At 73.6% G+C, this 21,283-nt stretch carries 12 protein-coding genes and 1 pseudogene; 10 read left to right on the plus strand and 3 right to left on the minus strand.

Going from position 1 to position 21,283, the window contains the following annotated elements; all coding sequences use genetic code 11:
• Positions 1 to 46: 46 nt before the first annotated feature.
• Positions 47 to 2,023 carry a S9 family peptidase gene (locus FLV34_RS04515; protein ID WP_142645516.1) on the minus strand — a complete coding sequence of 659 codons (1,977 nt, stop codon included), beginning with the start codon at positions 2,021 to 2,023 and terminating at the stop codon, positions 47 to 49.
• An 86-nt stretch (positions 2,024 to 2,109) separates the two neighbouring features.
• Here FLV34_RS04515 and FLV34_RS04520 point away from each other — a divergent pair, with 86 nt between their 5' ends.
• On the plus strand, positions 2,110 to 3,096 hold the full coding sequence (locus tag FLV34_RS04520; protein WP_147942438.1) for a ferrochelatase: 987 nt from the start codon (positions 2,110 to 2,112) through the stop codon (positions 3,094 to 3,096).
• A 129-nt stretch (positions 3,097 to 3,225) separates the two neighbouring features.
• Here FLV34_RS04520 and FLV34_RS04525 read toward each other — a convergent pair whose 3' ends face one another.
• Complete coding sequence (locus FLV34_RS04525; RefSeq protein WP_260617102.1) at positions 3,226 to 4,437, minus strand: lytic transglycosylase domain-containing protein; 1,212 nt, start codon at positions 4,435 to 4,437, stop codon at positions 3,226 to 3,228.
• A 188-nt stretch (positions 4,438 to 4,625) separates the two neighbouring features.
• Here FLV34_RS04525 and FLV34_RS04530 point away from each other — a divergent pair, with 188 nt between their 5' ends.
• The 6 genes and pseudogenes from FLV34_RS04530 to FLV34_RS04555 form a co-directional block, all read left to right on the plus strand.
• Complete coding sequence (locus FLV34_RS04530; RefSeq protein ID WP_142645518.1) at positions 4,626 to 5,819, plus strand: MFS transporter; 1,194 nt, start codon at positions 4,626 to 4,628, stop codon at positions 5,817 to 5,819.
• Between the two features lie 150 nt (positions 5,820 to 5,969).
• Entirely contained in the window at positions 5,970 to 7,262 is a 1,293-nt protein-coding gene (locus FLV34_RS04535) for a D-arabinono-1,4-lactone oxidase (protein WP_147942439.1), read from the plus strand.
• Positions 7,263 to 7,762: 500 nt separating this feature from the next.
• Complete coding sequence (gene sepH, locus FLV34_RS42190) at positions 7,763 to 9,994, plus strand: septation protein SepH (protein ID WP_261985653.1); 2,232 nt, start codon at positions 7,763 to 7,765, stop codon at positions 9,992 to 9,994.
• A gap of 895 nt (positions 9,995 to 10,889) precedes the next feature.
• A complete protein-coding gene (locus FLV34_RS41290; protein ID WP_222709407.1) occupies positions 10,890 to 11,252 on the plus strand; it encodes a hypothetical protein in 363 nt (120 codons plus the stop codon).
• Positions 11,253 to 11,468: 216 nt separating this feature from the next.
• Entirely contained in the window at positions 11,469 to 12,968 is a 1,500-nt protein-coding gene (locus FLV34_RS04550; protein WP_147942440.1) for a helix-turn-helix domain-containing protein, read from the plus strand.
• A 318-nt stretch (positions 12,969 to 13,286) separates the two neighbouring features.
• Positions 13,287 to 13,829 (plus strand): annotated as a pseudogene (locus FLV34_RS04555) (ATP-binding cassette domain-containing protein); the annotation flags it as partial.
• 189 nt (positions 13,830 to 14,018) lie between these two features.
• On the opposite strand, the gene FLV34_RS04565 reads toward FLV34_RS04555, so the two are convergent.
• Positions 14,019 to 15,989 carry an AfsR/SARP family transcriptional regulator gene (locus FLV34_RS04565; protein ID WP_222709408.1) on the minus strand — a complete coding sequence of 657 codons (1,971 nt, stop codon included), beginning with the start codon at positions 15,987 to 15,989 and terminating at the stop codon, positions 14,019 to 14,021.
• Positions 15,990 to 16,167: 178 nt separating this feature from the next.
• On the opposite strand from FLV34_RS04565, the gene FLV34_RS04570 reads away from it, so the two are divergent.
• The 3 genes from FLV34_RS04570 to FLV34_RS04580 all read left to right on the plus strand — a co-directional run bounded on the left by FLV34_RS04570 (position 16,168) and on the right by FLV34_RS04580 (position 21,188).
• Positions 16,168 to 16,713: a YbhB/YbcL family Raf kinase inhibitor-like protein gene (locus FLV34_RS04570; protein WP_142645521.1), complete on the plus strand. Its 546-nt coding sequence runs from the start codon at positions 16,168 to 16,170 to the stop codon at positions 16,711 to 16,713.
• A gap of 183 nt (positions 16,714 to 16,896) precedes the next feature.
• On the plus strand, positions 16,897 to 18,870 hold the full coding sequence (locus FLV34_RS04575; protein WP_147942441.1) for a hypothetical protein: 1,974 nt from the start codon (positions 16,897 to 16,899) through the stop codon (positions 18,868 to 18,870).
• A 53-nt stretch (positions 18,871 to 18,923) separates the two neighbouring features.
• The gene (locus tag FLV34_RS04580; RefSeq protein ID WP_147942442.1) at positions 18,924 to 21,188 is read left to right on the plus strand and encodes a SulP family inorganic anion transporter; all 2,265 of its coding nucleotides are present in this window, start codon (positions 18,924 to 18,926) and stop codon (positions 21,186 to 21,188) included.
• Positions 21,189 to 21,283: the final 95 nt, after the last annotated feature.

Consider the following 21,283-nt stretch of genomic DNA (forward strand, 5'->3'; position numbering starts at 1 on the left):
GCACGGGTGACATCCTCCCAAACCAGGATGTACCGCCATTCAACGGTCAGCCCAGGGACGGCGGACGGGTCCACTCCTTGCCCAGGACGTGCTGCGCCAGGAAGGCCAGAACCGTCTCATACCAGGCGACCGCGTTGCCGGGCTTGAGCACCCAGTGATTCTCGTCGGGGAAGTAGAGGAACTTCGACTCGACCCCCGAGCGCTGGAGATCCCACCACAGCCGCAGGCCCTCGCCGATCGGCACGCGGTAGTCCTTGTCGCCGTGGATCACCAGCATCGGCGTCCTGATGTCGCCCAGCGACCGGTTGGGCGACAGCCGCTCGTAGCGGGCGGACCCGGGAGCGCCGAACTCACGCTGCCAGAAGTTGGCGCCGTCGGTGGTGCCGGCGAACTGGTCGAGGTTCCACAGCGAGGCGTGCGTCACGATGGCCCGGAACCTGTCGGTGTGTCCCGCGACCCAGTTGGCCATGTAGCCGCCGAACGAGCCGCCCATCGCCGCCGTCCGCTGCTCGTCGATCTCCGGCCGCTTGAGGCACTCGTCGGTGATCGCCATGAGGTCGGCGTGAGTCACCGGCCCCCAGTCGCCCCAGCCCCGCCGGATCATGTCCTGGCCGTAGCCCGTGGACATGCAGGGGTCGGGCAGCAGCACGGCGTAGCCGTGCCTGGCCATGATCCAGGGGTTCCAGCGCCAGCTCCAGTCGTTCCAGCTCGACACCGGGCCGCCGTGGATCCACAGCAGGAACGGCGCCGGGTTCTCGGCGGTCGCGTCCGCGGGGACGACCAGCCAGCCCCGGATCTCGGTGCCGTCCTCGGCCGTGGCGGTCACCTCGGTCAGCGTGCCGGGCAGGTCGAGCGGCGGCGTGGGCGAGGGCAGCGTGGTCACCGACCCGTCGGCGGCCACGCGCACCGGACGCGGCGGCGAGTCGATCGCGCCGCGCAGGGCGTAGACCGAACCGTCGGGTGCCGGGCACAGCTCGGCGTAAGCGCCGTCGTCGGAGGTCAGCCTGGTGACGTCGCCGTCCAAGGTGACGTGGAAGACCGGCCTGCGGCCCCGGTGGTCGGCGGAGAAGAACAGCTCCCGGGAGGAGGGCGCCCACGCGACAGACCCGGGGAAGATCTCCTCGGCGACCGCGCGCCCTTCGCCGGTGGCCAGGTCGACCACCCACAGGTCGAGCGCGATCGGCGTCTCCTCGGTGCCGTGGTGCTCCCGCAGGCAGGCGACGTGCCGCCCGTCGGGCGACACCCTGATCGGCCCCATGAAGTCGTGCCCCTCGGACGTCGCGAGCGTGCGCCGGGATCCGTCTTCGGCGTCGATCGCGACGAGGTCCCAGCGGAGGTCGCCGTTCCCCAGCGGAACCCGCCAGGTCGCGATCACGGTGCGGCCGTCCGGGGTGACGTCGAACGACATGTGCCCGTCCAGCGCGCCGCCGGGCTCCGGCGTGAGGTCGCGCACGTCCTCCAGGCCCTCGCCCCCGGCGCGGCCGGCGAAGAGCCTGGTCTGCGCCGGGCCGAGGTCGTGGTCCCAGTAGCGCACCGGATAGCCCTCGTGCAGGATCGCGCTGACCCCGGCCTCGTCGCGGGCCTTGCGGCGCTCCTCCTCGGTGGCCTCGTCGCCGGGCAGCACCTCGGAGGCGTAGACGACCGTGCCGCCGGCCGCCCGCACAGCGGAGACCCCGCCGGGGCGGGTGGCCACGCGCGCCGGCTCGCCACGCTCGGGCAGCAGCCACAGGGCGGCGGTCTCGCCGCCGCTCTCCTTCACCGTCTCGTCGGGCCTGCGGGAGACGAAGAACAGGGTCCCGTCGGGGGCGAACTCGGCCCCCGCCTCGCCCTTCGCCGACCGGGTCAGCCGGTGGGGCTCGCCCCCGGGCTCCTGGGGGATCTCCCACAGCGCCGTGCCGTACGACTTGCCGTCGGGGTTGAGGGACTGGACCACGGACACGAGCCGGGTCCCGTCGGGCGACAGCCGCAGGGAGTTCACGCGCGGCAGAGCCGTGTATTCGCGGATGTCCGGAAATTGGGTCACCGCTCGAACCTACTCTCTGACGCACGCACCACCCAAGCCGTCAGGCGCGCACGGAACCGTCGTACCCGCCGCGTAAGGTGTGGCGCATGGTGAGCACCAACGGATACGACGCCCTGCTCGTCGTCTCCTTCGGCGGGCCGGAGAAGCCCGACGACGTCATGCCGTTCCTGGAGAACGTCGTGCGCGGCCGGGGCGTGCCGCGTGAGCGGCTGCTGGAGGTCGAGGCGCACTACCAGGGGTTCGGCGGCGTCAGCCCGATCAACCAGCAGTGCCGCGACCTGATCGCCGCGCTCGACGTCGACCTGCCGGTCTACTGGGGCAACCGCAACTGGCACCCGTTCCTGGAGGACACGGTCCGGCAGATGAAGGAGGACGGCGTCCGCAAGGCGGCGGCCTTCGTCACCGCGGCCTACAGCTCCTACTCGTCGTGCCGGCAGTATCTCGACGACATCGCCCGTGCCCGTGCCGCCGTCCCCGACGCTCCGGAGATCGTGAAGCTCCGCCACTACTACGACCATCCCGGCTTCATCGCGGCGATGGCCGACCACACCCGCCAGGCCCTCGACCGGCTGCCCGCCGACGTCCGGGAGCAGGCCCGGCTCGTGTTCACCGCGCACAGCATCCCCGTCTCCATGGCCCGCACCGCCGGGCCCACCGGGGGCGCGTACGAGGCCCAGCTCAGGCGGGCCGCCGAGCTGGTGACCGCGCAGGTGGACGAGGGGCGGTCGTGGGACCTGGTCTGGCAGAGCCGCAGCGGCCCGCCGCAGGTGCCCTGGCTGGAGCCCGACGTCTGCGACCACCTGGAGGCGCTGCACGCCGAGGGTGTGCCGTCGGCCGTCCTGGTGCCCATCGGGTTCGTCTCCGACCACATGGAGGTCGTCTACGACCTCGACGTGGAGGCGGCGGCCACGGCCGAGAAGCTCGGCATGGCCCTCACCAGGGCCTCGACCGCGGGCACCCATCCGCGGTTCGTGTCGATGGTGTCCGAGCTGCTCGCCGAGCCGGAGCCTGCCCCGTGCGCGGCGACCTGCTGCCCCGCCCCCGTCCGGCCCGCCGCACGCCCCGGCCAATAGCGGCTCCACGACGGAACGGCCGGTGGCGGCCGCCGCGGCGGGACCCTCCGCCGGCAGGGGCTGTCAGGTCCCTCCGCCCGCAGGTCCGTCAGGTCCCCCGCGTGTCAGGACCCGCAGGTCCCCCGCGCGTCAGGAGGCGTACGCGCGGGCGTACGCGTCGGCGAGCGACAGCACCTTGTTCACGTAGTCCCAGGAGTGGTTGTAGAACCAGACGGCCTTCCTGAGCTTCTCGCCACCCGCGCCGGCCCCGTTGGCGCACAGGTATTTGGCGGCCGACGGCACGGCGTCGTAGGGGCTCCAGATGTCCGCCTCGCCGTCGCCGTCGCCGTCCACGCCGTACGCCTTCCAGGTGGCGGGCATGAACTGCATCGGCCCGAGCGCCCCCGCCGACGAGGGGCCGTTGTTGCGGCCGTGGCCGCTCTCGACCTGGCCGATGGCGGCGAGGACGGTCCACGACAGGCCGGGGCAGACGGTGGCGGACCGCTGGTAGAGGTCCAGGTAGCTCGTGGGCCGTCCCACCAGGGCATGTCCCGGGGTCGCCTGCGCCTGCGGCCGCGGCCGTACGGCAGCCGCGCCGACCCGCACGACCTGCGCGCTCTTGCCGAGCAGACGCGCGACCGACTTGTCGCTCACCTTGGCCGCGTCGCCGTGCACCAGCACCACGACGCCGGAGGGGAAGCCGAGCCTGCGGCCCAGGTCCCGGCTGACCAGGCCGTCCACGCCGGGCAGCCCGAGCGAGGCCGAGGCCGCCACGCGCAGCCTGGGGCCGCCGTCGATCTGGTATTCCGCGCCCAGCACCATGCCGAGACGTTTGATCGCCGCCGGGTCCGCGACCAGCTCGCCCCGCGCCAGCGCGCTCCACACCTCCGGGTGGTCGGCCACGTTCTTCGGCGTCCACGACCGGAACGTGGCCGGGTCGACCGCGAGCAGCCGCAGGGCCGTGCCGGACACGCGCACCTGGCCGCCGTCGGCGACCGCCACCTTCTGCACGTGCCGCAGCTTGGCGATCTTCAACAGCGTGCTCTGCGGCACCTGCTTGGGGGAGATCGCGATCAGGTGCGGCAGCGTGACCTGCACGCCGGGCCCGCCGATGACGGGCGCGCTCGACGGCAGCGTGCGGTCGGGCACGAGGCTCTGCGCCGTCGCCCGCGCGGCGGGACGGGGATCGCCGCCCCGCGCGCGGTCTTTCTCCGCCGGGCCGCCACCGGCCGCGAGCGCGCCGTCGCCCGGCCAGGTGGCCAGAAAGGCGGTGCCCGCGGCCATAACAGTGAAGATCACGACCGCGAGGCCGGTCACGATCGGGCGCAGCCGTGTGGAGGCGGAATGAGTGGACGACCTCACCTCAGACCCTCCACCCCCGGTGCGGAAAAATCACTTGCCTCATGATAAGCGGGTACGCGATGGTCAAACCGGAGACAAACGCCGTCCGCGTGTCCCGGGACCACTCGGGGCCGCCGCCGCAGTCGTACGGCCGGCCCGGACGCACACGCACGACAGTGCCGAGCACAGTGCCGAAGGGGAAACACAATATGGTCGGGCCGTATCGGGGGCTGTTCGGCACGCCCGGAGTCAAGGGCTTCGTCATCGCGGGGTTCATCGGCCGGGCGCCCATGTCGATGCTCGGCATCGGCGTCATCCTGCTGATCACCGCGATCACCGGCTCGTACGCGAAGGCGGGGGCGGTGGCGGCGACCTTCTCGATCGCGGTCGCCGTGGCCGGGCCCCTCACCGGGCGGCTGGTTGACCGGTTCGGCCAGGCGCGGGTGCTGGTCCCGCTGGTGCTGATGCACGCCTGCTCGCTCACCACCCTGATGCTGTGCGCCCACTCCGGGACGCCCGAGTGGACGCTGTACGCCGCCGGTGCGGTGTCCGGGGCCACCGGGATCTCGCTCGGCTCGCTGGTCCGGGCCCGCTGGTCGCACGTGCTCGCCGATCCCGCCAAGCTGCACACCGCGTTCTCGTTCGAGTCCGTGGCCGACGAGGTGATCTTCGTCGGCGGCCCGGCCTTCGTGACCGCGCTCACGATCGCGATCAACCCCTACGCGGGCCTGATCGCCGCGATCGTGCTGACCGTGTCGGGCACGCTGGCCTTCGCCGCGATGCGCGGCACCGAGCCGCCCGCCGTACGGCACCGGGGGGCGGCCGGGTCCCCGATCGCGATCCCGGGAGTGGCGCTGCTGTCGGCGGTGTTCCTGGCGATGGGCGCGGTGTTCGGCTCCGTCGACATCATCACCGTGGCCTTCGCGGAGGAGCACGGCAGCAAGGGCGCGGCCGGTCTGCTGCTCGCCTCGATCGCGTGCGGCAGCGCGGTCTCCGGCCTGTGGTACGGCTCGCGGCACTGGAAGATCAGCCTGCGCGCCCGGTTCGTCCGGGGGCTCTCGCTGTTCGCCGCCGGGCTCACACCGGTGCTGCTCATGCGCGACGTGCGGGTCATGGCGCTGGCGCTGTTCGTCGCCGGCCTGTCCATCTCGCCCACCATCATCACCGGGTTCTCGCTGGTGGAGCGCATGGTCCCGGCGGCCCAGCTCAACGAGGGCATGGCGTGGGTCACCACCTCGATCAACCTCGGCGTGGCCGTGGGCTCCTGGGCGGGCGGACGGCTGACCGACGCGTTCGGGGCGTCCAACGCGTACGGCTTCTCCTACGCCTGCGCGCTGCTCGCGGCGGTCGTGGGCCTCGCCGGCTCCGCGCTTGTCCGGGTGCGTCACCAGCACACGAACTGAGCGGCCCGTAGGCAGCGGGGCGTCTCATGAGTAGTGTTCATGTTCACCTCAGGGCTACGGTTTCGCCCCGGGGCACGGTTTCACCTTGGGGCACGGTTCACCCCCGGGGCACAGTTTCACCTTGGGCACTGTGCCGGGGCGAGGAGGAGCATGGACGCCTTCGTCAACTGGGCGCGCAACCAGTCCGTGAGGCCCGCCGAGATCCGCACCCCCGCGTCGGCCGCCGAGGTCGCCGACGCCGTACGGGACGCAGCGAAGACGGGCCGGCGGGTGCGCATGACCGGCACGGGGCACTCGTTCACCGGGGTCGCGCTCACCGACGGCATCCTCCTGCGGCCCGGCGCGCTCACCGGCGTCCTCGACGCGGGCGACGGGTGGGTGAAGGTCGCCGCGGGCACCCCGCTCCACGCGCTCAACGAGGAGCTCCACCGGCGCGGCCTGGCCCTGGCCAACATGGGCGACATCACCGCCCAGACCGCCGCGGGGGCGATCCAGACCGGGACCCACGGCACCGGCAGGCACGTCGGCGGCCTCGCCGACCAGGTCGTCGAGCTGGAGATGGTGCTCGCCGACGGCTCCGTGACGACCGTGCGCGAGGGCGACCTCTTCGACGCGGCCCGGGTCGGCCTCGGCGCGCTGGGCGTGCTGACCGCCGTCACGTTCCGGGTGGAGCCCGCGTTCCTGCTGCGCAACCGCCGCGAGCCGATGGCGCTCAGCCGGATCCTCGACACGCTGGACGACCTGACGGAGGCCGACGACCACCTCGACTTCTTCTGGCTCCCCCACACCGACACCTGCCTGGTCAAGCGCAACAACCGCGACACCGGCCCGGCCCGGCCGCCCGCCGCCTTCAAGCGCTGGCTCGACAACGTCTTCCTGGAGAACACGCTGTTCGGCGCGGCCTGCGCCCTCGGGGCCCGCTTCCCCGGCGCGGTGCCCTCGATCAACGGGATCTCCGCGCGCGTGCTCGGCACGTCGGAGTGCGTCGACACCTCTTACAAGATCTTCACGTCGGTGCGCGAGGTCCGATTCCTGGAGATGGAGTACGCCATCCCGCGCCACCACCTCGCCCAGGCCCTGCGGGAGACGCGGGACCTCGTGGAGAGGGCGGGCTGGCCGATCACCTTCCCGGTCGAGGTGCGGGTCACGCCGCCCTCGGACGCATGGCTCTCCACCGCGTACGGCAGGCCCTCGGCGTATGTCGCCTGCCACGTCTACCGCCAGGCGCCCAACCCGGCGTACTTCGACGGCGTGGAAGAGATCATGGTCAGGCTGGGAGGCCGGCCCCACTGGGGCAAACTGCACACCCGCGACGCGGACTACCTGCGCGGCGTCTATCCGCGGTTCGGCGATTTCCTCGCACTCCGCCGCGAAATGGACCCGGACGGGCTGTTCTCCAACGATTACCTCGACCGGGTGCTCGGCGCGTCGCGGGAAGGCTGACCCCATCCCCGCGTAAAGTCCCTCTCCACGGTCCGGCGTCTTCCGCGTGTCGCGTTGCCCGCGCCGGCCCTCGGGCAGGCACATTGCGGAGCACGGGCACACCTGAGCCCGGCGCGCCACTCGAACCCGAGGGAGCAAGCAGGAATGAGACCCTCCCGCAGGTCCGGCCGCACGGCGTACGGCACGGTCACGTCGCCGTGCGCCGCGCCCGTGCCGTACGGACGGGCGGTGGGCGCGCACCACCTGAGGAGACACGACCCTCGCTCTCGCCTTGTGGGCCGGATCGGCGGCACGGCCGCCGTCCACGGACTGCCGCTCCCACACGACCGACAGGTTGCGGAAAGGTGAACGCGAAAAATGTGACCGGCGTCACAACACCTGCCTCGCCCCCTGGCGAGGCGATGTTCGGACATGCCGGGTACGGTGCTGGAAGGCAACCGGCTCACGCGAGAGACTCAAGGGTCCGGGGGAAGACAGAGCACGACGACGAAGGGACTCGCATGCAGGAGCTCCGTCTCGTCGCGGTAAGTGAGGACGGAACGTACCTCGTCCTGGCGACGGCCGGGCGGGGCACGCGCTTCACGCTGCCCGTCGACGACCGGCTCCGCGCTGCGGTCCGCGGCAACTTCTCCCGTCTCGGCCAGTACGAGATCGAAGTGGAGAGCCCGTTGCGTCCCAAGGAGATCCAGGCGCGCATTCGTGCCGGCGAGACGGCGGAGGAGATCGCGGCCACCGCCGGTATTCCGGTGGAGAGAGTCCGCTGGTTCGAGGGGCCGGTGCTCCAGGAACGCGAATACATGGCCCAGCAGGCCCAGCGGGTCTCGGTCCGCATGCCTGGCGAGACGACCCCCGGGCCCACGCTCGGCGACCTGGTCGCCGAGCGGCTCACCCGGCGCGGCGTGCCCGCCGACGAGATCGACTGGGACTCCGCGAAGCGCGACGACAACCTGTGGCGCGTGCGGCTCGGCTTCGTCTGGAACGGCCACACCCGCCACGCCGAGTGGCTCTTCGACCCGCGCCGCCGCCACATCACTCCCAACGACGACGAGGCCATGCGCCTGTCGGCCGCCGAATACGTCGAGCCCGAGCGGGACGACGCCACCGTGCGTCCCTTCATGCCCCGCCTGGCGTCCAAGCTCGCCCCGGTGCCGCCGCTGCCCGTGGAGCCCTCCCCCCGCCGCGACGAGCCGGGTCTCAGCGTGCCCGCCGTACGCTCCGAGCCCGCCGTGATTCCCGAGCCCGTGCCGCCGCCGCGGCTGAGCCCGCCGCTGCGCGCGGAGACCGGCCGCCCCGAGCGGCCCGAGCCGTACGCGGACGAGCCCGCGGCGTACCGGCCCGAGCTGACCCCGGTGCCCTTCCGGCTGCCGCAGTCGCTCATCGCGAGCCCCGATGTGGCACTCCCGCCGCCCGCCGCCGAGACCAGGGTGGAGAGCCCGGCCCAGACCTCGTCCGCGGCCGAGGCCGCTCCTCCGCGTACGCCCGCCGGGGACGGCGCGGGCCGTACGGACGCTCAGGACATCGCGGGACGGCAGGCCGCGGCGCAGGCCGCTGCGGATGCGGCGCAGGGCGCCGTGACCGGCGGAGCCGGTGTCGCTCCTGCGCCGTCCCACCATGAGGCGCAGGAGGCCGCGCCCCCGGCGGCACCCGTGGAGCGGGCGGTTCCCGAGGACGCGACGACGACCACGAGCACCTCTGCCGAACCGACTGTGGGTTCGGGGACGGCGGACGCCGGGGCCACGGACGACGTGGCCGCTGTGGCGTCCGCCCAGAACGCCGAGGCCCACGCCGCCGCTCGCGAGAGCGTGGAGGCCACCGTGAAGGCCGCTGTGGAGGCCCCTGCAGAGGCCCCTGCAGAGGCCCCTGCGGAAGCTCCCGTGGAAGCCGCCATGGAAGCCGCCATGGAAGCCGCCGTGGAGGCCGCCGCACCTGCGGAGACCGCGCCAGCGGCCGAGGGACCGGCCGCCGCGCCTGCCTCGCAGCCGGTCGCCGACCCGGCCCCGGTCACGGCTGCCGACACGAACACGGCCGCGGACACGGCCGGGGGCGACGCGAGGGACGAAGCGTCCGCGGCTGCCGCCGTTCCCGTCACCGTGCCCGCGCCTGCTCCACCGGCGGAGTCCGCGAAGGAACCCGCTGCGAGCCCCGCGGCCGACGCGACAGCGGCGAGCGTGCCCGCGCCGAGCACGCCCGCGGATAGCACGCCTGCGGAGAGCGCTGCGGAAAGCACCGTGGCGTCCGCCTCTGCGCCCACTGCTGCGCCCACTGCTGCGCCCACACCGAAGCCCACTCCGGCGCCTGCCGCTCCTGCGGCGGACGCCACCACGCCCGCGGCCCCGGCGGCCCAGGTTCCAGCGGCACAGGCCGTGCCGCCCGCGCAGCCTGCGGCTGAGGCCGCGCCCGCTGCTCAGGCGCCCGCTGCTCAGGCGCCCGCAGCACAGGCACCCGCAGCACAGCCCGCGCCGCAGACACCCGCAGCACAGCCCGCTGCGCAGGCTCCCGCCGCCGCTCCGGCGCCCCGGGCGGGGGACGCGCGGAAGGCGCAGCGCACCGGCGACGCGTCCAAGGACGGGGCGAAGGAGACGCAGAAGGAAGCTCCGAAGGACACCAAGCCCGAGACGCCCGCGCCACCCGTGCCGAAGCCGGCTCCCCCGCGGCCCCGCAAGTCCCGCGGACGCCGGGCGTCGGTGCCGACCTGGGACGAGATCATGTTCGGGGCGCGCAAGCAGGACTGACCGCGCAGGACTCGGCGGCTTCCGCGTACTGACCACGCAGGACACGGCGGCTTCCATGTACTGAGCGCGCAGGACACGGCCGCTTCCGCGCACTGACCACGCAGGACACGGCCGCTTCCGCTCACTGACCGCACAGGGCACGGTGGCTTCCGCGTACTGACCGCACAGGGCACGGTGGCTTCCGCGCACTGACCACGCAGGACACGGGGGCTTCCCACGTGGGGTTGATCCGCGACAGCCTGCTGCTGGTGCGCGGGCGGGTCGTGGCGCTTCTCCTTGACATCGAGAGCCGTCACACCGAACCGGCGTGGTCACGACTCCACGTGTGAAGGCCGGTCGGCGGGTTCGCGAACTCGCCGAGCGGCCTTCCGCCGTCTGTCCGGGCCCCTGCTCACGATCCTGAGCGGGCGCATGTTCCGGTCCGGATGTTCTTCACGCGGCGTCCTCATCGCCCCCAGGACTCGTATCCGGGAAGACTCGGTTCGCGGCGGGACCGGACGCGCCCCTCGTGGCATCCCACGCGGCACGGACCGCATGGAGGCGTCCGGAACAGTTCCGCACATTCGTGGATCTTGTCCTGTGTCCCGTCCATCGAGGATCTTCCGTATTGCGCCCCCTCTTCCGGAGTACGGCCGGGGCTCGGGGCCTTCCCCATGGAGGTTCACCTTGCGTCGACGATCACGGTGGACACGCGTACGCGTGATCCCGGCGACCACCGTCGTGACCGCCCGCACGCTGGTCGCGCTTCCACGGACGGCGCACGCGGCGGTCACGGGGCCACCGCCGCAGGCGCCCGCGCACCTGTCGGCCGGCGGAGCGGCCTTTCACCGTCACCCGGACGGTCGCCAGGCAGGAGGGGCTGCGGCAGAACGGGACGGCTGAGCCGTTCGGCCTCATGTCCATGGCGCCGGCCGACGCGTCGATCGTCGTCCGAGGGGCGAAGCTCGATTCGCCGATCGACCCGTGGCGGCCGCGGAGCGCCAACAGGCCGCATGTCTGGTGCACCCACGCGCCGGGCCGTCGCCCGGGCGGCACCATCGAGCCCGGCAGCGTCGGCTACCGGCACTACCACGACCATGTCGTCGGCACCGGCCACGGCACTGGCGGCAGCAAGCCGTACGTGACCAAGCGCGGCCGGGCACAACGACAGAGCAAGCCGCAGCTCAGCAAGTGTCGGCCCCGCGCCCGCGGGGATGAACACCGGTCCGGGCGGGCGTCGCTCACTGCCACGACGTCGGCCCCGCGCCCGCGGGGCTGAACAGCGCACGTCGGCGTTCTTCGCCATGGCGTGGGAGTCGGCCCCGCGCCCGCGGGGATGAACATGTCCGACGAGGACATCAAGGATCCTGCTCATGCTCCTGGGCCGCCTCCAGCTCTCCGGACTGCGCGCTTACTCGGGGGGCTGCCTCGCGTCATCGATCTTTGTTAGTGTTTCGCCCGGATCGACGCCGAAGCGTGGCTTGGGAGGATCGTCGTGTCAGGGCCGTTCAGCGCGCCTCCCCAGCCGGACGGTCTCGCCTCCGCCGCCGAATTCGTCGCCGCGCTGCGCCGTCTCCGCCAGTGGTCCGGTCTGACCTACCGGCAGCTCACTGCCGCCGCCAAGGCGTCGGGAGACGTGCTGCCCAGCAGCACGATCGCCGGGGCCCTCGGACGCACGACCCTCCCCAGGGAGGAGTTCGTGGCGGCCTTCGTACGGGCCTGCGGGCTCGGTGAGGCCGAGACGGCGCGCTGGGTGGCGCACAGGAAACGGCTGGCCGCAGGCATGGTGCCCCCGGCCGATCCGCACGACACGGCCGTAGGCCGGAACCGCCCGACCGGACCGCCGGAGCAGCCCCGCCCTGATGTCCGGCGCGACGAGGCCGGCAGCGCCGACCCCGGCGGTCTCGGCGAGCGCGACCAGGCCGATCACACGGTCCAGGCCGGAACCGCCCGCCAGGCCGATTCGACGGCCCGAGCCGATCCCACCGGCCGGACCGGCCCCGCAGCGCGGGCCCACTCCACGCGCCAGGCGGAACGCGCAAGGCGGGCCGATCCCAGCGCTCCGACGGACCCCGCAGGCCAGGCCGATTCCCCAGGCGACGCCAGTCCTGGAGCCCAGGCCGGTCCCAGGGCTCAGGCCGACATCGCAGGCGAGGTCGATCCCACAGCCCAGACCGATCCCGCCGCACCCGCCGGGGCGGGCGGTCCGCCAGGACCTGACGCGGCAGCCGTACGGCTGGGGACACGGGCACTGCGGCGGCTCACCGTGGCAGGGGCCGTCGCCGCGGTCCTGCTCCTCGCCACGGGCGCGGTCCTGGCGCAACTGCGCATCTCCTGGGCCGGCGGCGACGCGCGGCCCTCGGCCGCTCCCGAGGAGCACCACACCCCGCCCGCCACCTCCCTCGCCGTCCCGACGGCCGGAAGCAAGCGCCCCCCGCGCGACGGGTGGTATCACGTCGTCCCATTGCACGTCGCCGACCGTGACCTGTGCCTCGGGGAGGGACGCGAACGCAACGGGAGGACCGACCGGCCACTGGCCGTGCAGCGTCCCTGCCAGGATCTCGTCCCCGACACCTACCTGCGGGCGGCCGGCGGCGGCGCCTACGAGATCCAGTGGCACCATCCCAAGGAGGGCGTCGGTTGCCTCACGGTCGACGAGGCACTGCGCGGCCCGGGCGCGCTGGTCGCCCCCGAGAACTGCACCGGAGCCCGGCACCAGCGCTTCGTGCTGGTGCCCGCCGGGGCGGGGTTCGCACTGCGCCCCCTGCACAGCGGGCTGTGCCTCGGAGCGCTGTACGGCGAGCCCGACGTGGTCCCCGGCGCCGAGCTCGCCCAGCAGTCGTGCACCGGGCAGCGCGACCAGGTGTTCCTCTTCCGCCCGGTTCCCGTCCCCCCGTGGACGCGCGCAAATCGCACCAGCGCGGACCGCGCGTCTCACGCTCTCTTTCCCGCTGGGGTCACGAAGCGAGGAACGGCGCAGCCCGTACCTGCGTGACGCGCGCCGCGCCTGCGTGACTCGGAGCACGCCCGCGAACTCGGGCCATACCCGCGCGGAGCATGCCCGCATGGCTCGGGCCATACCCGCGCGGAGCGCGCCCGCATGACTCGGAGTGTGCCCGCGTGAGCTCGGCGGCGAAGGCGACGCCGTGCACCCCCTCGCTGCCCTCCCCTGCGTGTTCGCGTAGGCCCGCCGGCCGCTGTCAGCGATATGTCAGCGGCCGGCGGCCGCCCTCAGTGAGGTGTCAGCGCCGCTCCGCACAGTGGAGGACGCAGCGGAGACGCAGCGAAGGCGCACACGAACGGAGGAGACGCCATGGGATATGCGATCCAGGCCGAGGGGCTGACGAAACGGTACGGCGAGACGAGGGCGCTCGACGGAGTGGACCTGGAGGTGCCGCGGGGCCGCCTCCTGGGCGTCCTGGGCCCGAACGGGGCCGGGAAGACCACAGCGGTGCGGATCCTGGCGACGCTCGTGCGACCGGACGGAGGCAGGGCGCACGTGGCGGGGTTCGACGTGGTCCGGCAGGCGCACCAGGTGCGTACGCTCGTCGGGCTGACCGGGCAGTACGCGGCCGTCGACGAGACCCTGACCGGGGTAGAGAACCTGGTGATGATCGGCCGCCTGCTGGGCCTCACGAGAGCGGAGGCACGGCGGCGGGCCGACCGCCTGCTCGGCCGCTTCGCTCTCACCGACGCGGGCGGCCGGGCGGCCAAGACCTACTCGGGCGGCATGCGGCGCCGGCTCGACCTCGCCGCGAGCCTCGTGGGCCGTCCCCAGGTGCTGTTCCTGGACGAGCCGACGACCGGCCTCGACCCGCGCAACCGCACAGAGCTGTGGGGCGTCGTCCGCGACCTCGCGCTGACCGGCCACCGTGCCGAGGCCCCGGATGAGGCGGACGACGGGCAGGACACGGGAGCCGCGGCGTGAGGTCGCGACGAGAGCCGCAGGACGCACGAAGCGACGAGGAGAGACGATGACCACGATCACCCGCGCCACGCCCGCTGTCGCGGTGTCCTCCCGGCCGGGCGCCGGGGCGGCCCTGCGTCACACGGCGACGCTCGCCTGGCGCAGCCTGGTGCAGATCAAGCACAACCCGATGGAGCTGATCGACCTCAGCGTGCAGCCGATCATGTTCCGCTCGTCGCCCGACTCCGCCAGGCGCTCCGCGGCGTACGCCCTGATCGTCTCCAGCATGCGGTAGCGGTCGCCGTCGAACACGACCAGCGACTTGTCCACCAGCCTGCCGAGCACGTCGACGTCGCCCTCGCAGACCTGCTCGGCGGCCTCCAGCGTGGCCCCGCCCGCGAACACCGCCCGCGAACACCGCCAGCCGCGCCGCGAGGACGCGTTCGCGGGCGTCGAGCAGGTCCCAGCTCCACTCCACGACCGCGCGGAGCGTCTGGTGGCGGGGCATCGCCGTACGGCTCCCGGCGGTGAGCAGGCGGAACCGGTCGCCGCGCCGTTCGGCGACCTGCCCGGCCGACAGCGTGCGGAGCCGGGCGGCGGCCAGTTCGACGGCGAGCGGCATGCCGTCGAGCTCGCGGCAGATGCGCTCGACGGCGTCGCGCTCGCCGTCCACGAGGTAGCCGGGCCGTACGGCGGCCGCCCGCTCGGCGAACAACCGTACGGCGTGGTCTGCGCCGAGCGGCCCGACCGGCCACAGCCTCTCACCGGTGATGCCGAGCGGCTCCCTGCTGGTGGCGAGGACGCGCAGGCCGGGGCACTCGGCGAGGAGCCGGTCGGCGAGCACGGCGGCGGGCTCGGCCACGTGCCGCAGTTGTCCAGCACGAGCAGCGTGTCGCGCGACGCCAGAGCGGCGACGAGCCGGGCCACCGGGTCGGCCTCCCCGCCCGGCCCGCCCGGCATGGCGGGCACGGCGCGCACGGGCACCAGGCCGGTGTCGCGCAGGCCGAGCGCGGTGAGGGCGGCCTGCACCACCTCCGCCGCGTCGTTGACCGGCGCGAGCTCGACCAGCCACACGCCGCCGGCCACCCACGAGGCGATCGCCTCGGCCGACTCCACCGCCAGCCTCGTCTTGCCCGCCCCGCCCGGGCCGAGCAGCGTGACGAGGCGGTCGGCGGCGAGGAGCGCGCCGATCCTGCCGACGTCGTCGTCCCGGCCGACGAAGCTGGTCAGCCGGGCCCTCAGGTTGCCCCGGCGCGCGGCACGCGGCGGCGCCTGCGCGACGGGGGAAGTCCCCTGCTCCACCCCGGCAAGTCCCTGGAACGCGGGGGTGAGACCCGGGGGCGGCCGGGTGTCCTCCCGGGAGGGCTCGCCCCTCAGCATCGCGAGGTGGAGCTCGGCCAGCGCGGGCGAGGGGTCGGCCCCGAGCCGGTCGGCGAACACCGACCGGGCCTCTTCGAAGGCGGCGAGCGCCTCGACCCGGCGGCCCGCCCCATAAAGAGCACGCATGAGCTGCCCGTACGGCCGTTCCCTGAGCGGGTGGGCCGTGACGAGCAGCCGCAGCTCCGAGACCAGGTCCGCGTGCCGGCCCAGGGCCGGCTCGGCCTCGATCCTGTCCTCCGTCGCCGCCTGCCTCAGCTCCTCCAGCCGGGCCACCTCGACCTCGGCGTACGGCAGGTCGGTCAGCGGAGCGCCGCGCCACAGCCCGAGTGCCTCACGCAGCAGGGCGGCGGCGCGGCCCGGATCGCCCGCGGCCAGCGCCGCGGCGCCCTTCCGCGCCAGGCGGGCGAACCGATGGAGGTCCACCTGATCGGGGAAGACGGCCAGGCGATAGCCGGACGGCCCGCCGGCCACCAGGTCACGGCCGACCGTGGCCCGCAGCCGGGACGCCAGCGCCTGCAGGGCGTTCCCCACGCCGCTCGGCGGGCGGTCGTCCCACCCCCCCGCCACGAGCGCCTCGGTGGAAACGGTGCGGCCGGCGTCCAGCAGCAGGAGCGTCAGCAGGGCTCGCAGCCGCCGCCCGCCGACCTCGATCGGCCGCCCGTCGCGCCGTACGTCGAGGGGGCCCAGAACGGCGAAGCTCATGCCCGATCCCGGCGTGTCCCCCTGCATGCCTAGATTGTGGCGGATAAGGGCGCCCAGGGCCGCACATCCCCACTTGACGGTCCTCGACCCGTACGAGTCGATTCGGGCAAACACAGAGGTCAGCGGCTCGCAGCGGGCCGGTCATCGGTACGGATCACCGCGATCCGGTCGGGGCACCTGTCCAATCCGCGTAGCATCATCGGGCATGGGATCGCCGAGAAAATCAGCGGTCACGCGAGCCGCCGTCACGGTGACGGCTCTCACGCTGGCCGCGTCGGGCTGCGGAATCCTGGGCGGGGGATCGCCGAGGAACCTCGACGTCATCAACGTGTCGAGCCCGCAGTTCCGCGACGGCGCCCCCCTGCCGGACGACTACTCCTGTAAGGGGGGGCAGGGCAACCCGCCTCTCCGCTGGTCGGGCACGTCGGGCGCCAAGTCGGTGGCCCTCGTGGTCGACGACAACAGTCCCCGCAGCGGCCCGGAGGTGCACTGGGTGGTGTTCGACATCGACCCCGCGACGACCGAGCTGGGCATGAACGACGTCCCCCGAGGGGCCCGGCAGGGCAGGAACTCGAGCGGGAAGGTGGGCTATGCGCCCCCATGCCGGGCCGACGGCAGCTACCGTTTCACTGTCTACGCACTGAACGCGAAGCTCGACCTGAAGCAGGGCGCCGACCTCGCGGAGACCCTGGAGGGCATCGCGAGTCACACCATCGCCCGTGGGCGCCTCACGGCGAACACGATCGAGTGACATGCTGAGCACCGGAGGTAGTCGTGCTACACCAATCTTCACCTAGGGTGTGACAACGGTCATTGTGGTCGAGCAGAATCGGATCCAATTGCTGAGCGCAGGTGACCAGAGGGGGCAGGTCGCGTCGATGGCCGCGCGATCTCACCGGCGCCGCAGAAAGGCCATGGCCTTGAGGGTGGTGCTATGACTGCGGTCATTTCGGGTCTTGTCGCCGTCGTGCTTCTCGTGCTGCTGGTCGTGGCGCTGGGCATGCGGTCGATGAACCGCAGGGAGAGTGCTCTCTCCGCCGAGCGCATCAAGGCGATGGCCGAGAACAAGGGCCCCAAGCCCCGGCGGCCCGCCGAGGAGACGTTCTTCGAGAGCTTCCCCAAGGGGTTCGACGCCTTCGAGGAGCCGGAGAAGCAGAAGCCCGCGCCGCGTCCCGCCCCCCGTCCCGGCGGGCGGCAGGCGGCGCGTCCCGCTCAGCGCGGCGGCAAACAGCCCGCCGCCGCCCGCGGCAAGCGCGGCGTGGACGAGTGGGGCGAGGCCGACGACTACGACGACGACTACTGGTCGCGCGTACGCGCCGACGATGGCGGCTTCGGGGGGACGATCGCCGCGAAGATGGCCGCCCCCCGGCCGGTGGACGAGCCCACCGGCGCGCCCGGCGCGACGGCCCGGGGAGCCGACCCCGACGCCGCGACCGTGCAGGCTCCCCTGCCCTCCCGTCCGAACCGCCCCCGCCGCGCCGGTGCCGACGAGCCCGCGCGTCCCGCCGCTCCCGTCCCCGCCTCGGCCATCGCCGACCAGAAGACCGTCACCTTCTCCGCGCCGACGCCCGACCTGCTCGACGCGTCCGCGGCTCCGGCCGGCTCCCCCACGACCGGTCCCTTCGACGCGAACCGCGCGACCGGCCCGTTCGACTCCCCCGCCGTGAGCGGCGCCGCCGCGTCCGCGGCGAGCGATCCCTTCGCCGCCGCGGGGCCCCAGCCCAGCACGCCGGGCGCCGCGGGCACGCCGGGCGCGTCCACCCGCAGGCCGAGCAGGTCCGGCCGGTCGTCGCGGGCCGCGGCCCGCCGCGCCGCCGCCTCGGCCGCCGGCGGCGACACCGGTCAGACGGGCGCCTCCTACGACACCCGGCGCTCCACGGGCTCGTTCCCCTCGACCCCCGCGACCGGCTCGTACGGCACGCAGCCGGCCGCCGATCCCCTGGGGATCTCGGCGAGCACCGGCCCGTTCGGGGCTCCCTCCTACGACTCGCCCGCGGCCACCGGGCCGTTTGCCACGCAGGGCGGCGCGGGCTCCTCCGACGTCCGTGCGACGGGCGGCTACGACACGCCGTCCTCCTCCATCCCGGCCACCGGGTCCTTCGCCACCGGCTCGTACGACCCGGCCCGCACCAGCGGCGCGTTCGAGGCCGCGACGCCCGCCGCCTCTCCTGCCGACGCCCTCGCCGACCCCGCGCCCCGCGCGACCGGTGGCTCCTTCGACGCCTGGGCGGCGACGAGCTACGAGACCCCTCGGTCCGACGCCTACGACGCGTCCCGCACCGCGACGGGCCCGTTCCGCGCGGCCGACGCCTCGGCGTCGTACCCGCCCGACCCGGCGGTGACCGGCCCCGAGACCGGCGGCACCGACCCCGGCTGGCCGGTCGCGGGCAGCTACCCGCCGGTCGCCGCGGCCCCCACGACGGGCTCCTCCTCCTGGCCGAACGCCCGCGACGTGCTCGACGACCCGGAGCCGCCGCGCGGCGCGTCCTCCTGGCCGAACGCGGAGACCTACCAGACCCCCGCCTACGACGGCTACGCGTCCACCTACCCGGCCGGCTCGCAGCCGCCGTCGCCCGCCGCGCCCTCCACCCCGTCGTACGAGGTGAGCACGGGCTGGGCGACGATCGACGCCTCCGACACGGTGACCGGTCCGGGCTCCGCGACCGCCTCGCCGTACGAGTCGGCGGGCTATGACGCGCCGTCGGGACAGAGCCAGTACGGCTACGACCAGCAGCAACAGCAGGGATACGGCGGCACCCATCCCTCGTGGCCCGAGCAGCCGGCCGCCGGCGGAAGCTGGCCCGCCTACGACGAGGTCTACGGCGACGCCCCCACCTCGGCGAGCGGGCGGCGGCGGGGCAGCCGCCACCGCGACCCGGAAAGCGATTATCCCGACTACTACCGGTGATATTCCCGTTGCCTGCCTGGTGACCGTCTCCGCGGCTGACCTATTGTCAGCCCATGACAATCAGTGACGAGACGATTACGCCGGGTAACTGGATGTCCGTACTCCGGCATGACGTGCCCGCATCGCTGGTGGTCTTCCTGGTGGCGGTGCCGCTGTCGCTCGGCGTCGCGGTGGCGTCCGGTGCGCCGGTGGCGGCCGGGCTCGTCGCCGCCGTGGTCGGCGGCGTGGTGGCCGGCGCCCTCGGCGGCTCCGTCGTCCAGGTCAGCGGGCCGGCCGCGGGTCTGTCCCTGGTGGTCGCCGAGCTGGTCCACACCTACGGCTGGCGTGCCACGTGCGCCATCACCGTGATGGCCGGCCTGCTCCAGCTCGCGCTCGGCGGGCTGAAGGTCGCGCGGGCGGCGCTCGGGGTCTCCCCCGCGGTCGTCCACGGCATGCTCGCCGGGGTCGGCGTGGTGATCGCGCTGTCCCAGCTGCACATCGTGCTCGGCGGTTCCCCGCGGCGCTCCGCGCTGGAGAACGTGCTCGAACTTCCCGCCCAGATCCTCGACAACCACACGCACGCCGTCATGATCGGCGTGCTGACGATCGGGGTCCTGCTCGTGTGGGGCCGGATCCCCCGGCTGCGCGCCGTGCCCGCGCCGCTCGCCGCGCTGATGATCGCCACGCTGACGGCCGCGGTGTCGGGCTGGGATCTGACGAAGGTGGACCTCCAGGGCGGGTTCGCCTCCGTTCAGGGACCTGTGATGCCGCAGGGCGACTGGCACGCGATCGCGGGAGCCGTCCTCCTCGTCGCCCTCCTCGCCGGAGTCGAGTCGCTGCTGACCTGCGTGGCGTCCAACCGCCTGCACGACGGTCCCCGCGCCGACCTCGACCGCGACCTCACCGCGCAGGGCGTGGCGAACATGGTGTCCGGCGCGCTCGGCGGCCTTCCGGTGGCGGGCGTCGTCGTACGCACGACCACCAACGCGCGGGCGGGCGCCCGCACCCGCTGGTCCTCGGTGCTCCACGGGGTGTGGGTGCTGCTGTTCACCGCGCTCTTCGCCTGGATGATCGCGCTGATCCCCCTGGAGGCGCTCGCGGCGCTGCTGCTGTTCATCGGCGTGCAGATGGTCAACCTCGGGCACGTCCGCAACCTGCACAACCACCGCGAGGTGCCGGTCTACTTCGTGACGATGGCCGGCGTCGTGCTGATCGGCCTGGCCGAGGGCGTGGCGATCGGCCTCGGGCTGGCCGCCCTGCTCGCCCTGCGCCGCCTGGCCTGGGTCTCCGTCGACGTACGGCCCACGGGCGAGCGGCGCTGGCGGGTCGTCGTCACCGGGTCGCTGACGTTCCTCGGCGTGCCCCGGCTGACCGAGGCGCTGCGCGGCATCCCCGCGGGGGCCGCGGTCGAGCTCGACCTGCACCTCGACTTCATGGACAACGCCGCCTTCGAGGCGCTGCACGCCTGGCGGCTTGAGCACGAACGCACCGGCGGCGTGATCGACGTGGACGAGCCGCACGCCGAGTGGTACTCCGCCGCGATCAACGGCGTCCGCCTGTTCCCGGCCAGGATTCCGCCCCGGCACGACCGCTGGTGGCTGCCCTGGGCCTACCGGCGCCGCTCCCGTTCCCTGGCTACGGCCGGGTCCTACGCGGTGATCGGCGCCGACGGCGGGAAGCACGACGACATCTCCATGCTCTGCGAGCCGCAGGGCGTGCCCGATCTGCTGGAGGGGACACGGGAGTTCCAGCGCAGGACCGCGCCGATGGTCCGCCCGGTGCTGCACCGCATGGCCCGCAAGCAGTCGCCGTCGCACCTGTTCATCACCTGCGCCGACTCGCGCATCGTGCCCAACATCATCACCGCGAGCGGCCCCGGCGACCTGTTCACGCTGCGCAACATCGGCAATCTCGTGCCGCGCGCCGGCGCCGTCCCGGCCGACGACTCGGTGGCGGCCACGATCGAGTACGCCGTGAAGGTGCTCGGCGTACGCACGATCACGGTCTGCGGGCACTCGGGATGCGGCGCGATGGCCGCCCTGCTGGGTGAGGTGCCCGACCTGCCCGCGCTGCGGAGCTGGCTGCGGCACGGACGGCAGAGCCTGGCCAGGTTCGTGGCCGCCGAGCCGCATGACGACGACACCGGGCCGCTCGACCGGCTCTGCCGGATCAACGTCATCCAGCAGCTCGACAATCTGCGGACCCATCCGTTCGTGGACACCCTCGTACAGGCCGGGAAGCTGGAACTCACCGGCCTGTACTTCGACATCGGCGCGGCGCGGGTGCACGTGCTGGAGCAGGAACGCTTCACGCCGGTCCCCGAGCTGCGCACCGGCTGAGCTCCGGCTAAGCGCCGGCTGAGTCACGGCGGGGCCGGGCCGGGTCGAGCGGCCCGGCTTCGCTGTCAGCGGATCATGTCCGCCGACCGTGAAAC

It is taken from the genome of Microbispora sp. CSR-4, from assembly GCF_008033685.1.
GTDB lineage: Bacteria > Actinomycetota > Actinomycetes > Streptosporangiales > Streptosporangiaceae > Microbispora.